The organism is Actinomyces sp. W5033 (genome assembly GCF_051303165.1).
In genome coordinates, this window is record NZ_JBPPGD010000001.1 from 228,820 (window position 1) to 242,786 (window position 13,967).

General features: G+C 72.9%; 13 protein-coding genes. 4 read left to right on the plus strand and 9 right to left on the minus strand.

The window, feature by feature from the left end:
- Positions 1–23 precede the first annotated feature (23 nt).
- On the plus strand, positions 24–377 hold the full coding sequence (locus ACSJJR_RS01010) for an RNA polymerase-binding protein RbpA (RefSeq protein ID WP_435941647.1): 354 nt from the start codon (positions 24–26) through the stop codon (positions 375–377).
- Positions 378–495: 118 nt separating this feature from the next.
- Here the strand turns inward: ACSJJR_RS01010 and ACSJJR_RS01015 are convergent, their stop codons facing one another.
- From ACSJJR_RS01015 to ACSJJR_RS01055, 9 genes are all read right to left on the minus strand, one after another.
- Positions 496–1,260, minus strand: a complete 765-nt coding sequence (locus ACSJJR_RS01015) for a polyprenol monophosphomannose synthase (RefSeq protein WP_435941648.1) — start codon at positions 1,258–1,260, stop codon at positions 496–498.
- Between the two features lie 15 nt (positions 1,261–1,275).
- Positions 1,276–2,898 carry an apolipoprotein N-acyltransferase gene (gene lnt / locus ACSJJR_RS01020; protein WP_435941649.1) on the minus strand — a complete coding sequence of 541 codons (1,623 nt, stop codon included), beginning with the start codon at positions 2,896–2,898 and terminating at the stop codon, positions 1,276–1,278.
- A 1-nt stretch (position 2,899) separates the two neighbouring features.
- Entirely contained in the window at positions 2,900–3,814 is a 915-nt protein-coding gene (locus ACSJJR_RS01025; protein ID WP_435941650.1) for a DUF808 domain-containing protein, read from the minus strand.
- Positions 3,815–3,894: 80 nt separating this feature from the next.
- Positions 3,895–6,864, minus strand: coding sequence for a DEAD/DEAH box helicase (locus ACSJJR_RS01030; protein ID WP_435941651.1), 2,970 nt, complete (start codon positions 6,862–6,864; stop codon positions 3,895–3,897).
- 30 nt (positions 6,865–6,894) lie between these two features.
- A complete protein-coding gene (locus tag ACSJJR_RS01035; protein WP_435941652.1) occupies positions 6,895–7,881 on the minus strand; it encodes a diacylglycerol/lipid kinase family protein in 987 nt (328 codons plus the stop codon).
- A 110-nt stretch (positions 7,882–7,991) separates the two neighbouring features.
- A complete protein-coding gene (tatC, locus tag ACSJJR_RS01040; RefSeq protein WP_435941653.1) occupies positions 7,992–8,888 on the minus strand; it encodes a twin-arginine translocase subunit TatC in 897 nt (298 codons plus the stop codon).
- 101 nt (positions 8,889–8,989) lie between these two features.
- Positions 8,990–9,271 (minus strand): twin-arginine translocase TatA/TatE family subunit, encoded by a 282-nt coding sequence (tatA, locus tag ACSJJR_RS01045; protein WP_435941654.1) that lies wholly within the window; start codon positions 9,269–9,271, stop codon positions 8,990–8,992.
- 167 nt (positions 9,272–9,438) lie between these two features.
- Positions 9,439–10,413, minus strand: coding sequence for a helix-turn-helix transcriptional regulator (locus ACSJJR_RS01050; protein WP_435941655.1), 975 nt, complete (start codon positions 10,411–10,413; stop codon positions 9,439–9,441).
- The gene (locus ACSJJR_RS01055; protein WP_435941656.1) at positions 10,413–11,393 is read right to left on the minus strand and encodes a helix-turn-helix transcriptional regulator; all 981 of its coding nucleotides are present in this window, start codon (positions 11,391–11,393) and stop codon (positions 10,413–10,415) included. The genes ACSJJR_RS01050 and ACSJJR_RS01055 overlap by 1 nt, the downstream gene beginning before the upstream one ends.
- 33 nt (positions 11,394–11,426) lie before the next feature.
- Here ACSJJR_RS01055 and ACSJJR_RS01060 point away from each other — a divergent pair, with 33 nt between their 5' ends.
- The 3 genes from ACSJJR_RS01060 to hisG all read left to right on the plus strand — a co-directional run bounded on the left by ACSJJR_RS01060 (position 11,427) and on the right by hisG (position 13,864).
- Complete coding sequence (locus ACSJJR_RS01060; RefSeq protein ID WP_435941657.1) at positions 11,427–12,599, plus strand: DUF3866 family protein; 1,173 nt, start codon at positions 11,427–11,429, stop codon at positions 12,597–12,599.
- An 80-nt stretch (positions 12,600–12,679) separates the two neighbouring features.
- The gene (locus ACSJJR_RS01065; protein WP_435941658.1) at positions 12,680–12,943 is read left to right on the plus strand and encodes a phosphoribosyl-ATP diphosphatase; all 264 of its coding nucleotides are present in this window, start codon (positions 12,680–12,682) and stop codon (positions 12,941–12,943) included.
- A 75-nt stretch (positions 12,944–13,018) separates the two neighbouring features.
- Positions 13,019–13,864, plus strand: a complete 846-nt coding sequence (gene hisG, locus ACSJJR_RS01070) for an ATP phosphoribosyltransferase (protein WP_435941659.1) — start codon at positions 13,019–13,021, stop codon at positions 13,862–13,864.
- Positions 13,865–13,967 lie beyond the last annotated feature (103 nt).

Genomic DNA, 13,967 nt, shown 5'->3' on the forward strand with positions numbered 1-13,967 from the left:
GATCTTCAACGAGAGGCAACAGCATGGCAGACCGCGCACTGCGTGGCATGACCATCGGCGCGAAGTCGATGGAGTCCGAGGAGGGCGTCGAGTTCGCCGAGCGCCAGATGATCACCTACGAGTGCCCGATGGCCCACGTGACCACCGTCCCCATGTCCCTGGAGGCGGAGGTCCCGGCCACCTGGGAGTGCCCCGAGTGCGGTCAGAGCGCGAACCTGCGCGGCGAGGAGGATGCCGAGTCCGACGAGCCTAAGAAGGCGCCGCGCACCCACTGGGACATGCTCCTGGAGCGCCGTTCCCTCGACGAGCTCAAGGTCCTCCTCGAGGAGCGGCTCGAGCTCCTGCGCTCTGGCGAGATCTACCGCCAGCGCTTCTGAGGGCGCCACTGGCCCCACCCTCACAGCACACGGCGCGGCCGCCCGGTCCGGGCGCCCGCGCCGTCCTGCTTGCTGCCCCTGCCCCGGCTGCGCTCCCCCGGGCGAAAGGCCGCACGGCTCAGCGTCGCGACCTGCTCCGGCGCAGCCCGCTGACGAGTCCACCGAGCTGGGCGGCGCGCCGCCGCAGCCCCCACTTGGTCACCAGCGCCAGCTCCTCGGTGAAGATGCCCCCCGAGAGCTTGGACTGGCCGGCCTCGCGCTCGACGAAGGTGATCGGCATCTCCACGACCCTCCCGCCGCACTCCTCAACCAGCAGCGTCATATTGACCTGGAATCCGTAGCCAAGGGCCTCGACCCTCCCCAGGTCCAGGCGGCGCAGGATGGCAGCGGTGTACACACGGAACCCGGCCGTCGCGTCCTTCACGCGGGTGCCGAGCATGGCGTTGACGTAGAGGTTGCCCGCCCTCGACAGGGCCACACGCCGCGCGTCCCACCCCTCAGTGGCACCACCCGACACCCAGCGCGATCCGATGACGAGGTCCGGGGCGTCGGACATCTGTGCCCGCTGGAGGAGCAGCGCCAGGTCCTGCGCGCGGTGCGAGCCGTCCGCGTCCATCTCGACGATGAGCTCGTAGCCCGCGTCCAGCGCCCAGGCGAAGCCGGCGAGGTAGGCGGGGCCGAGGCCGTTCTTCTCCTGGCGGTGGAGCACGTGGATGTGGTCGTCCTCAGCGGCTCGGGCGTCGGCGAAGGCCCCCGTGCCGTCCGGTGACGAGTCGTCCACGACGAGGACATGGGCCTCAGGCGCCGCCGCCCGCACACGCTCGAGCGCACCGGGCAGGGACTCGATCTCGTTGTAGGTCGGGATGACGACGATGGTCCTCACGGTGCTCCTCCTGCGTCAGCGGCCGGGCCGGCGTCCACGCGGGCCCCGTGCACGAACGTGGGACACGATACCCGCCAGTGTCACCAGCGCCGTCACCGCCATCACCGTCGCGGCCGGCCACCCGCCGAGCCGGTCGGCCACGGTGACCGAGTGGCGCAGTCCCACGTCCGCCACAAGCGCGCCCTGGACGCCATCGTCGAGGCGCTGGACCACCACCCCGCGGGGGCTGATGACCGCGGTGACACCGACCGTCGAGACCTGCACGACGCTGCGCCCGTGGACGACCGCCTGGACCCGCCCCTGGGCGAGCTGCTGCGCCGGCTCCGAGGAACCGACGAAGGAGGCGTTGTTGGTGGGGATGACGATGACGCCGCCGCCCTCGAGCACGCCGGCGCGCAGCACGTCGTCATAGGCGGCCTCGAAGCAGATCCCCATGGCGAGGACGACCTCACGGTCCTGGGCCGCCGCGCGCACCGTGAGAGTGTGGGGCCCGGTGCCGGCCACCATGTCCGTGCCGATGCGGTCGGCCTGGTCGGTGACGGCACGCACCAGCCCGCGCAGCGGGACGAACTCTCCGAAGGGCACGGGACGGTGCTTGCGGTAGAAGCTGCCCGCACCCTCACCAGGGGTCCAGACGACGACGTCGTTGTAGCGCGCACCGTCCTCGTAGGGGACGGCGCCGACGAGCACAGGGGCCCCCACGGCCTGCGCCGCACGCTCGACGAGCACCGCGCTGGCCGCGTACTGCCTCGGGTCGAGGTCGGCGGCGTTCTCCGGCCACACGACGAGGTCAAGGCGGTCCTGCCCTGTCTCCTGCGCGAGGGCCACGGTCGCCTCGGCGTGGTTGCCCGTGACCTCCAGAGCGCGGGCGAAGGCCTCCTCGTCGTGGGCCACCGAGCCCTGGACCGCGGCCACCCGGGCCGTGCCGTCCTGCGCCTCGGTGTCCACCGGTAGCGCCAGCGGCCACAGCACGAGCACGCCGGCACCAGCGGCCGCGGCCAGCGCCCCTGGGAGGCGGTGCGCGCGCAGCAGGACCACCGTCTCCGCCAGGCAGCCGCCGACCAGCGCGGTGAGCAGGCTCAGCCCCACCGACCCGCCGTAGGCGGCCACCGGCAGCATCGGCGCGTCCGCCATCGCGTAGGCGAGACGGCCGAAGGGGAACCCTCCCCAGGGCCAGCTCGAGCGCAGCTGTTCGACACCGCACCACAGCACCGCAAAGACCGCAACGCGTGCGGCCGGCGCCCACTTTCCTGACACAAGCGGCCCACTGCGCGAGACCACAGCCCAGGCGGCGCCGAGCGAGGCGAGGTAGAGGCTCTCGACGACGGTCAGCGCCACCCAGCCGATGGGGCTGCCCATCGAGACCCTGGTGAAGTGCAGCAGGGGCGCGAACAGGCCGATACCGAACAGCAGGAAGGTCGTGGCGCTCTCGGCGGCCGGGCGCTGCCGGGTGGCCAGCTCGAGGGCCGCCAGGGCCACGGGGGCGCAGAACCACAGGTCGTGGGGCGGGAAGGCGGACCACAGCAGCAGTCCGGCCAGCGCTCCGGCACCCAGGCGCGCCAGGCTGCCACGCGCTGCGCGTGCGTGGAGCCCGGTCGCCCGGCGCCGGGTGCTGCGTCGGCGACGCGTGCCGAGCATGTCAGCGAGCCAGCTTCCTGAGGGCCAGGACGAGAACCGTGAGCACGGAGCCGACCACGGTGCCGAAGACGCAGGCCGTCGCCGTCGACAGGAGCCAGGAGGCCACCGGGTTGTCCACCAGCTCGGCCGCGTGGCTCATGAGGTGGTGAGGGGCGGTGACCCCGACCGTGGCGATGTTGTGGGCCAGGATCTGCCCGCCGACCCACAGCATGGCGACCGTGCCGATGACACCGATGACCTTGAACAGCCCCGGGGCCGAGCGCACGATCGCGTGCCCCAGGCGGCGCACGGTCGCGGTGCGCCCCTGTGCCGCCAGCCGCAGCCCGAGGTCGTCGAGGGTGATGAGCGCGGCGACGAGCCCGTAGACGGCGAAGGTGATGATGAGGGCGATGAGCACGAGGACGACGACCCGGCGCCCTGAGGACTGGCCCTGCACCTCGGCGAGCGCCAGCAGCATGATCTCGGTGGACAGGATGAAGTCCGTCGTCGTGGCCCGTCGGACGATGGTGTCCTCGTCCACCGGGCCGGTGTGCTCCTGGGCGTGGTGGACGCCCAGGAACCGCGCCAGGACCGGTTCGAGGATCTTCTCCCCTCCTTCGAAGCACAGGTAGGCGCCGCCGCAGATGAGGGCCACGGGCAGCAGCCCGGGCGCCAGCCAGCTGAGCACGAGCGCCACCGGCAGGATGATGAGGATCTTGTTGCGCAGCGAGTTGAGCGTGATGCGCCTGATGATGGGGATCTCACGCTCGGGCGTGATGCCGGTGACGTACTGCGGCGTGGCGGCCACGTCATCGACCGCTGCCGCCGAGACCTTGGCGGAGGTCTTGACCGCCATGGAGGCGGTGTCGTCGACGGTGGCCAGGGTGAGCTTGGCAAGCGTGGCGATGTCTTCCAGCAGGGCGAAGAATCCGGACACGCGTTCTCCTGACGAAAGAAGGTCACCGCCGCTGGCAACGGCGCGGGCGCCCAGGAGCCTACCGTCCCCTCAACCCCGGCTCAGACCGAGGACCAGGAGACGACTCCCCGGCTGACGTCCTGGACGGCCTCGGCGGCCGCCACCGACAGCCGGGAGACGGAGGCTGACAGGCTCGGCTCCTTAGGGTCGGGACGCAGGCACGCGACCTGCCCGAGCAGGTCGAGCAGCTGCTTGACCCAGCGGACGAAGTCGCCTGCCGTCAGCTCGGAGTCCTCCAGCACCTGCGCGAGCGTCGCCCCCTCGGCCCAGGCCAGCACCGGGCCGCAGAGCGCAGGCTCGGCCCCCGAGGAGGCGGGCAGCCTCATGAGGGACTCAAGGTCGTTGATACGCCGCGAGACCCCGGCCTCGGCCCGCAGGGCGGCCCCGAGCGCCGAGCCCGGAGGCACCGGCAGGGGCATTCCCTGAGCGGCGGCGCGCGGCTCGTACACGCAGGCGCACAGGGCGGCGGCCAGCTCGGCCGGACTCAGCCCGTCCCACACGCCCCGGCGCAGGCACTCGGCCACGAGCAGGTCGCGCTCGGCGTAGACCCGTGAGAGCAGGCGGCCGGCGGCGCTCACACGCAGCTCGCGCTCGGGGTGGCCCCGGTCCACGGGCTCGAGGTAGCCCAGCTCGAGCAGGACCTGGCACACGGCGTCGAAGACACGGGCGATGGTGCCGGTGCGCGACTCGATCCGGGCCTGGAGCCGGTCCGCCTCCGCCAGGGCCTTGGACCACGCGCGTCCCACGCGGGCGTGCTCCTCACGGTCGGGGCAGGCGTGACACGGATGGGCGCGCATCTCGTGGCGCAGCGCCTCGATCCGCTCCTGGGTCGCCGCCGTCCCCGGCCCCGCCTCCTCAGCCCCGTGCCTGCGCCTTGGCTCAGCCTGCTCCAGGCTGCCCGAGCGCAGCGCCTGCACCAGCCTGCCCACGAGGCGGTCCCGCTCACGCGGCCGGCGCAGGTCCACCGCGTCACTCACGCGCACGGCGCCCACACGCACCACGCCGTCAGGCACCGTGTCCGGGCTGAGGGTCAGCACGCGCGAGTCCTCCGACAGGACGGTCAGGGCGGGGGTGCCGGTGCGGTCCTGCCCCACCTCCAGGACCACGCCGTGGCGCGAGCGGCGCCCGGTGGGGAAGACGACGACGTCCCCACGGCGCAGCGAGGACATCTCGCGGCTGGTGCCGGCCCGGCGCGAGGCCCGGTTCTGCTGGGACAGCTGCGCCTCGGCGTCGGCGATGCGCTGGCGCAGCAGCGCGTACTGGCGAAAGTCCCCCAGGTGGCAGGTCATCTGCTCCTCCAGGCCGGCCACGGAGCGACGTCGGCGCCGGGCCTGGGCGGCCAGCTCGACCACCCCGCGGTCGGCCTGGAACTGTGCGAAGGAGGACTCCAGGACCTCCCTGGCGCGTCGGCGCGTCGAGCGGCCCAGGAGATTGACCGCCATGTTGTAGGTGGGGCGGAAGGCGGAGACGAGCGGGTAGGTGCGCCGGGAGGCGAGGGAGGAGACGAGACTGGGCTCGACGTCGTCGGCGGCCAGGACGACGGCGTGCCCCTCGACGTCGATGCCGCGGCGCCCGGCCCGGCCGGTGAGCTGGGTGTACTCGCCCGGTGTGAGGGTCACGTGCGCCGAGCCGTTCCACTTGCGCAGGGACTCCAGGACCACGGTGCGCGCAGGCATGTTGATGCCCAGGGCGAGGGTCTCGGTGGCGTAGACGACCTTGACGAGCCCGGCGCTGAACAGCTCCTCGACGGTCTCCTTGAACACCGGCAGCAGGCCGGCGTGGTGGGCGGCGACGCCCCGTTCGAGGGCGTGCGCCCAGGCGTGGAAGCCCACGACGGCCAGGTCCACGGCCGGCACCTGCGCGGTGCGCCGCTCGATCACCTCGCGGATGCGCCGCGCCTCGGCGTCGGTGGTGAGGTCCACTCCCCCGGCGACTGCCTGGGCCACCGCCTGCTCACAGCCCGCACGCGAGAAGATGAAGACGATGGCTGGCAGCAGGTGGGCTGCCTCGAGGGCGTCGATGACGCTCAGGCGCGAGGGCGGGCGCAGGCGGGCGCAGCGGGCACCGCCCTCGGCCCGCCGCGGGGCACGGCTGCCTGCCGTCCTGCCCCGTCTCCACGGCTGCTGGTTGCCGCGTGCCTGCACCGACGCGGTGGTCTCCCCTGCGGCTGCGCGCCGGGCGCTGCGCACGGCCTTGAGCAGCTCGGGGTTGATCGGGGGCAGCAGGGAGGGCGAGGCACCCGTCCTCGCAGTGCCGGAGCCCGGAGCCCCACTCGGCGCCGCGGCCTCCTCGTGGGCCGCAGCCCCGGTGGTGCCCACCGCCTCGGTGGGCACCGTGTACAGGTCCAGCAGGCGCCGGCCCACCATCATGTGCTGGGTCAGGGGCACCGGCCGGTGCTCAGAGACGACGACGGCGGTGGTGCCACGCACGTGACCCAGCCAGTCACCGAGCTCCTCCGCGTTCGAGACGGTGGCGGACAGGGAGACCACCTGCACCTGCGGGGCCAGGTGGATGATGACCTCCTCCCACACGGGACCGCGGAAGCGGTCGGCAAGGTAGTGCACCTCGTCCATGACGACGAAGCCGAGGCGGTCGAGGTCGCGCGAGAGCGAGTACAGCATGTTGCGCAGCACCTCAGTGGTCATGACGATGACCTCGGCGTGAGGGTTGAGGGAGGTGTCGCCGGTGAGCAGGCCGACCCTGTCCTCGCCGTAACGCTGCGCGAGGTTGAGGTACTTCTGGTTGGACAGGGCCTTGATGGGCGTGGTGTAGAAGGTCTTGAGCCCCTTGGCCAGCCCGAGGTGGACGGCGAACTCCCCGACGACCGTCTTGCCCGCGCCCGTCGGGGCGGCCACGAGAACGCCCTCGCCGCGCTCAAGCGCCTCGCAGCCGCGCACCTGGAAGTCGTCGAGGGGGAAGTCGTAGCCGGCGGCGAAACGTGCGAGCTCCGTGCGCGAGGCGGCCTGGCGGCGGCGCGCGGCGGCGTAGCGCTCGGAGGCTGAGGGTGTCATGAGCCCCACCCTACGTGGGGCCGGCAGCCGTCAGTCCTGCGTGTCCTCGGCTCCTGCCCCGGCTGCCTGCCCGCCGCCGGGGGCTGGCACGAGCAGGCGCACGGCCGCCGGCACGGCCTCCAACCGCAGGGGCAGCGTCGTCAGCGGCTCGCCGTCGGCCATGGGGTGCGGGGGTGGGCGCAGACCAGGCCCCTCGAGGGCCTCGATGACGAGTGTGCGGGTGCGCTCGACGTGGACCGCCGGGTGACCGATGTGGGCGCCGGAGAAGACCTTGGACAGCAGCCCGAGCAGGCCTGTGCGAGACAGTGGGTCCAGGCGCAGGACCTCGAGCAGGCCGTCGAAGGTGCTCGCCTGGGGCGCCAGGTCCATGCCACCGCCGATGTAGCGGGTGTTGGCGGCGGACAGGATGAGGGCACCGCCCTCCCAGGTGCCCGAGTCCGTCGTCACCCGGTAGCCGTAGGGGCGCAGGCGGGCGATCTCACCGAGCACGGCGACGGTGTAGCGGGCCTCGCCGTGGGGCCACACGAGGGCGTTGGCCCGGGCGTTGACGGCGGCCTCGAGGCCGGTGCCGACGGTGGCCATGCACCACTCGTGCTCGGGGGCGACGGGGGTGGCGTCGGGGCGCGAGACGTGGATGGCGTCGGCGTCCACCACGTGGCCGCCGCGCAGGGCGGCGTCGATGACGTCGAGGCTGGCCTCCACGTCCCTGGAGGGCAGGCCGAAGTGCCGGGCGACGTCGTTGCCGGTCCCGACGGCGACGATGCCCAGCGGCAGGCGGGTGAGGGCGACGACGTCGAGACCCAGGTGGACCATGCCGTCACCGCCGACGACGACGAGCGCGTCGAGCTCGTGGTTCTCCAGCAGCGCGGTGGCAGCCTCACGGGTGGCGTCGTAGGAGCTGGCGGTGACGACGACGACGTCATGGCCACGGCGTACAAGGCCGGTCCGGGCGAGCTCGGCCGCGTCCGTGTGGCGGCCGTGCCGGGCGCTCGGGTTGCCGGCGAGGGCGATACGCATGGGGTCTCACAACCAGGTCGGGAGGGGTGGGCAGGGCACACGGGTGGGCAGGGCGCGCGCCGGGAACAGGAGCGAGGAGACTGGTACGCGCCGCAGTGGGCGCGGCGGTGTCAGGACCCGCTCGCGGCAGCAGGCAGATGGCCCGCGCTGGAGGCGTCGGCGGCCGGAAGGGCAGGGGCGGCAGGCGTGTGGGCGAGGGCGGCGTCGAGCTCTGCGTCCTCCTTGGCGCGGCGCCGGGCCACGCGCCTGTCATGGCCGATCGACATGAAGCAGGCGAGGAAGTACAGGCCGGTGATCGGCAGCGCCATGAGGATCATCGACCAGGGATCCGGCAGGGGGTTGGCGAAGGCCATGAAGGTGAAGATCGCCAGGACGGCCCAGCGCCAGCCCTTGAGCATGGTCGTGCCCTTGACCAGCCCGAGGCGGTTGAGGGCCACCATCAGCTCGGGCAGGAGGAAGGCGAGGCCGAAGACCAGCAGCAGCCTCATGACGAAGCTGAGGTAGAGGGTGGCCTGGATGAAGCCGGTTCCGGACTCGGGGATGAAGCTCGTGAGGATGGACACGGCGTGGGGCAGGATCCAGGCGCCCAGGGCGACGCCCGAGCCGAACAGGATGAGGCCGGTCAGGCCGTAGGCCCAGGTGTAGAGCTTCTCCTTGCGGGTCATGCCGGGGCCGACGTAGGCCCAGAACTCGTACATCCACAAGGGTGAGGCGAACAGGACCCCCAGCCAGATCGACACCTTGAGCCTCATGTCGAAGGAGGACAGGACGGTGTCGAAGTTCATCGAGATGTTGGCACCGTTGGCGTTGGCCACCTCGATGGGGCGCGTGATGACGGAGAAGACCTCGTCGTAGAGGATGTAGCCGACCACCGCCATGACGAGCACGCCCACCGCCGAGATGAACAGACGGTTGCGTGCCTCGCGCAGGTGGTCCCCGATCGACATGATCGCCTCGGGGTTGTCCTTGCGGCTGGTCGGCTTGCCGGCCTTCGGCTCCTTGGCCATGACCTGCTCCTGTCCGGTGTCACGTGGTGGGGCGCGTAGGACGGGGCGGTGCCGTCACGGCTGACAGCACCGCCCCAGACGTCACGCTCGGCGGGCGGGGCTCAGGCCTGCGGGGCAGCGCCGTCCGTGTACTGCTGCGGGGCGGCCTGCCCGGTCTGGGTGGGCTGCGTGTAGTACGTGCCCTGCTGCGGCTGCTGGATCTGGGCGGGCGGGGCGGGGGTCGCGGCGGTGCCGAGGTCGTCCTCGCGCAGCTCCTTGACCTCCTTCTTGAAGACCTTCATCGACTTGCCGATGGAGCCGGCGATCTCCGGGAGCCTGCCGGCCCCGAAGATGAGCAGGACGAGGACGAGGAGGACGACGATGTGGGTGGGTGAGAACTTCACAGCACTACTCCAAATTGGGTTTCGGCCCGATGAGACGACTGAGAGTCTAACGGCACCTCGAGAAGGTGCCTGCGCACCGATTGTCGTGTTCCACCCTCGGCGTAGGCGCATGACCGGTGGCTGTGAGCAAGCCGGCAAGCGCCAGCGCGTGCCCGCGGCTCCAGCGCTCAGCGCGTGCCCGCGGCTGCCTGCTGGGGCCCGTCCTGCCACAGTGCCAGGGCGGCACGCGCACGGGCCGCAGCCTCCTCACGCAGGCTGGAGGGCTGGACGTCCAGGACATGACGTCCGGCGCTGAGCACCAGCCCCACGAGCCACGGGCGGCTGCGCCCGCGCACGGTCACGGTGAGCGTGCCGTCGGCGTGCTCCTCCACCTTGTCGCAGCCGGCCTGCTCCACGAGCCAGCGGCCGGCCGGCGCCAGGTGGAGCGAGGCGGTCTCCGTCTCGGGCCGGTGCGCCAGCCGCTCCAGCCCCTGGCCGCGCAGACGCCGGTGAGGGGCCACCGGCCGGGCCGTCACCGTGGCCTCGAGCACCCGGTCGAGGCGGAAAGTGCGCTCGGCGCGCCTGCGCGTGCACCAGGCCTTGAGGGACAGGTGGGAGCCGTCGGAGACGATCTCGAAGGGATCGACGTCGCGCTCGCTGCGCTCATCGGTGGCAGAGGCGTACACCAGGTGCAGGCGCCTGCCCTCGGCCAGGGCCCGGGTCACGGCAGTCGTCACCGGGTCCTCGGTCACGGTCACCGCCTGCGGGCTGACCCCGAGCACCTGGGCCAGGGCCTGCTCGGCACGGTGCAGCGGCGCGGTGGCGCCGGGGACCGCGGACAGCAGGCGGGTGAGGACCCGCAGTGACAGCAGCAGGACCGTTGCCTCCTCCCGGGTGAGGGTGACAGGGCGGTCGAGGCCCAGCGGGGTGGTCAGGCGCAGGCGTCCCTCCTCGAGCAGGTCGGCGTCGAAGTCCACGAGCACGTCCGGCGTGCCGCCCGGCAGGCCGGAGACCCACAGGGTCTCGACGTCGCGGCGCAGCTGGTCCTCGGTGACCCCGAACTGGGCGGCGGCCTGGGCGAGGGAGGCTCCCGGGTGCTCGGACACCCAGGCGGGCAGCGCCAGCAGGCGCAGGAGGCGGTCGGTGGAGGAGGGGCGTGCCATCACTGCTCCTGGGTCAGCGCGGCGGCACCGCGCAGGTGGTCGAGGACGGCCTCGCGCAGGCTCTTGGGCTCGAGGACGATGACGGCGTCCGCGAGGGCGGCAAGGCTGCCGGCCATGACCATGAGGTCCTCGTAGCCGACCGCGACGACGTCCCAGCCCTCGGGGCCCCGACGGCTCGTGCGCGGCTGGTGCCCGCGACGCCGCAGGGCGTGGGCGCGCCCCGGGGCGAGGGCGAGCACGGCGGTGGCGCCGGTCGCGGCGTCGGGCTGCGGGGCGGGGGTGAAGGCCCCGGGCGGGCCCACAGGGCTCACCTCGCCCCGCACACGCGCCAGGCGGAAGACGCGGCGCCCGTCATCGCTGGCGGTGCCGGGTGGGGGTGGTGGCACTCGCGTGTCGCGCCCGTCGAGGTACCAGGCGCCCTCGCTCAGCCTCAGGCGGTGGGGCTCGACGATCCTGTGGCGCACGGTGCCGGTGCGGGCGGAGAGGTAGTCGAAGGCGACCAGGCGGCGCTCCTCGACGGCGGCCAGCAGCACGGCGGGCACGTCCTGGCCAGCGAGGTCGATGCTGAGCTCCGGCACCACCTCGTCCCCCGTGCGGGCGGGGGCGACGGCGAGCAGCTTGGTCAGGGCGCGCCGGGCGGGCTGGGGCAGGGTGCCGTCGCGCCAGGCGGAGGCCGCCAGCTCCAGGGCGGCGACGTCCGCGGCCTCCAGGTGCAGGGGCTCGAGCACGTAGTGGTCCTCATCGACCCGGTAGCAGGGCTCCCCCGCCACAGTGCTCACGACGATGGGCACGCCGATGGAGCGCAGGACGTCCTTGTCCCGCTCGAACATGCGCCGTGCCCGGTCACCGCCGTCAGGGTCGTAGCCGCCGACCCGGCTGATGATCTCGGTGGCGCTCATGCCGTCGCGGGTGTGGCGCAGAGCGAGCAGGAGGTTGACCTGCCGCTCCTCTGCCGGGACCTGGGACACGGTGGGGCTCACGCGCACAGACTAGGGCCACCGTAGGCTGTGCCCATGATGTGGCGTGACGGCGAGGTGCTCTCACTGCGGCACGTGTGGGGGCCGGCTGGCCGCGCCTGCGCCGAGCTCGAGGTGCGGGTGACCGCCGCTCCCGCCGGCGCACGGTGCCTGGGTCCCGGCAGCACGCTGCGCGCCATCGCCTACGAGCAGGTCACCGGCGTGCCCGGGCAGGCCGAGAGGGTGCGCCTGGAGGTCTCCGCCCTCGACCGCGCCCTGGGCACCGGCGGGCACGCCATGGTCAGCGCACGCCTGGACGTGCTGGCCGCTGACCCGCCCCGTGAGGGCCACCTCGTCAAGGTCCGGTACATGCCCGACCAGGTCATGGTCACCGGCGTCGACGAGCAGGGCACCGCCCACCATGGTCTGCTGTCCCGGGCGGTCGGCGACCTCGCCCTGGAGGGGATGCCGGTGGTGGTGGCGGACCTGCACTCCAGCCTTCCGGCCGTCATCGCCGGGCTGCGTCGCCCCGAGGGCCTGTCGCAGCCGCGCACCGTCTACGTCATGACCGACGGCGGCGCGCTGCCCCTGGCCTACTCACGCGCCGTCGCACGGCTGCGTGAGGTGGGGTGGCTCGCCGGGACCGTGACCGCCGGCCAGGCCTGGGGCGGTGACATCGAGGCGGTGAGCGTCCACAACGCGCTCCTGGCGGCCCGGCACGTCCTGCGTGCCGACGCCGTCATCGTCACCCAGGGGCCGGGAAACCTGGGCACCGACACCCCATGGGGCTTCTCCGGGGTGGCCTGTGGGGACGTGGTCAACGCCGTTGCCGCCCTGGGCGGGCGCCCGGTGGCCTGCCTGCGCGTGTCCCAGGCGGACGCGCGTCAACGCCACCGTGGTGTCTCCCACCACTCGATGACCGCCTACGGGCAGGTCGCGCTGGCGGGGGCCGACGTCGTCATGCCCCTCCTTGCGGGAGACCTGGGGGCGCAGGTGCGGGGGGACGCCGAGGCCCTGTGCGCGCCGAGGCCGGGCGCCGCACAGCACCGGCTCGTCGAGCTCCCTACCGAGGGGCTCCTGGAGGCACTGCGCCAGGCCCAGGCGCACACCGGCGTCACGCTCTCGACGATGGGGCGCGGCCTGGAGCAGGACACGGCCGCCTTCCTGGCCGCGGCCGCCGCCGGGCGTCACGTGTGCCGGCTGCTGTACCCGGAGCCGGCGCGTGGCTGAGCGAGCCGGCGCGTGGCTAGGCGAGTCGGCCGGGCCGGTGGTTGACCAGTGGCCTCGTGGCTTTCCGATAGCCTGAGGCCATGAAGACCTTCGAGGACCTGTTCACCGAGCTCGAGCACAAGGCCGCCACCCGTCCGGAGGGCTCCGGCACGGTCGCCGAGCTCGACCGGGGCGTGCACTTCATCGGCAAGAAGCTCGTCGAGGAGGCTGCCGAGGCCTGGATGGCCTGTGAGCACGAGTCCGATGAGGCTGCCTGCGAGGAGCTGAGCCAGCTGCTGTACCACGCCCAGGTGATGATGATCGCCAAGGGCTACACCCTCCAGGACGTCTACCGCTACCTGTGAGAGCGTCCCCGTGGGGTGCCCCGCCCGCCGGGCAACGCCCTGCCCCCCACCCCGAACCACCTGAGGAGCGCCCTCGTGCTGCGCATCGCCGTCCCCAACAAGGGGTCCCTGTCCGAGCCCGCCACCACCATGCTCAAGGAGGCCGGCTACCGCACCCGGCGCACCGGACGCGAGCTCGTCCTGCTCGACGAGGACAACGACGTCGAGCTGTTCTTCCTGCGTCCGCGTGACATCGCCGTCTACGTCGGCCAGGGCACGGTCCACGTCGGCATCACCGGGCGCGACCTGCTGCTGGACTCGGGCGTGGACGCGGTGGAGCACCTGCCGCTGGGCTTCGCCCGCTCCACCTTCCGCTTCGCCGCCCCCGTGGGCACCATGCGGGACCTGGCCGACGTCGCCGGCAAGCGGGTGGCGACCTCCTACGACGTGCTCGTGCGCAGCTACCTCGAGTCGCAGGGCGTGCAGGCCACCACCGTCCACCTCGACGGTGCCGTCGAGTCCTCGGTCCAGCTCGGGGTGGCGGACCTCATCGCCGACGTCGTCGAGACCGGCACGACCCTGCGCGCCGCGGGGCTGGAGGTCTTCGGCGAGCCGATCCTCGCCAGCGAGGCCGTGCTCATCACCACCGAGCGCTACCGCGAGGAGCCGGGACTGGCGACCCTCGTGCGTCGTCTCGAGGGCGTCATGCGCGCCCGCTCCTACGTGCTCATCGACTACGACGTGCGCATGAACGACCTGCACCTGGCCACCGCCATCACGCCGGGGATCGAGTCGCCGACGGTCTCCCCGCTGCAGAACCCGGAGTGGGTGGCGGTGCGCGCCATGGTTCCGCGCAAGGACATGAACCGGGTGATGGACGCGCTCTACGAGGTCGGCGCGCGCGCCATCCTCGTGTCCTCCCTGCTCGCCTGCCGTCTGTGAGACGCCGGGCCGTCGTGCGCCGGGGGCCCGGCGCGGCAGCGGGGGGGGGGGGAGGGCTTCCCCCAACCCACCCCCCACCCCCCCACCCCCCGCATGACGTCGG

Bases quoted from the DNA above. Each gene is read 5' to 3' on its own strand.
- ACSJJR_RS01010 (WP_435941647.1), top strand. From the start codon at position 24: ATGGCAGACCGCGCACTGCGTGGCATGACCATCGGCGCGAAGTCGATG.
- lnt (WP_435941649.1), bottom strand. From the start codon at position 2,898: ATGCTCGGCACGCGTCGCCGACGCAGCACCCGGCGCCGGGCGACCGGG.
- ACSJJR_RS01030 (WP_435941651.1), bottom strand. From the start codon at position 6,864: ATGACACCCTCAGCCTCCGAGCGCTACGCCGCCGCGCGCCGCCGCCAG.
- ACSJJR_RS01035 (WP_435941652.1), bottom strand. From the start codon at position 7,881: ATGCGTATCGCCCTCGCCGGCAACCCGAGCGCCCGGCACGGCCGCCAC.
- tatC (WP_435941653.1), bottom strand. From the start codon at position 8,888: ATGGCCAAGGAGCCGAAGGCCGGCAAGCCGACCAGCCGCAAGGACAAC.
- ACSJJR_RS01050 (WP_435941655.1), bottom strand. From the start codon at position 10,413: ATGGCACGCCCCTCCTCCACCGACCGCCTCCTGCGCCTGCTGGCGCTG.
- ACSJJR_RS01060 (WP_435941657.1), top strand. From the start codon at position 11,427: ATGATGTGGCGTGACGGCGAGGTGCTCTCACTGCGGCACGTGTGGGGG.
- ACSJJR_RS01065 (WP_435941658.1), top strand. From the start codon at position 12,680: ATGAAGACCTTCGAGGACCTGTTCACCGAGCTCGAGCACAAGGCCGCC.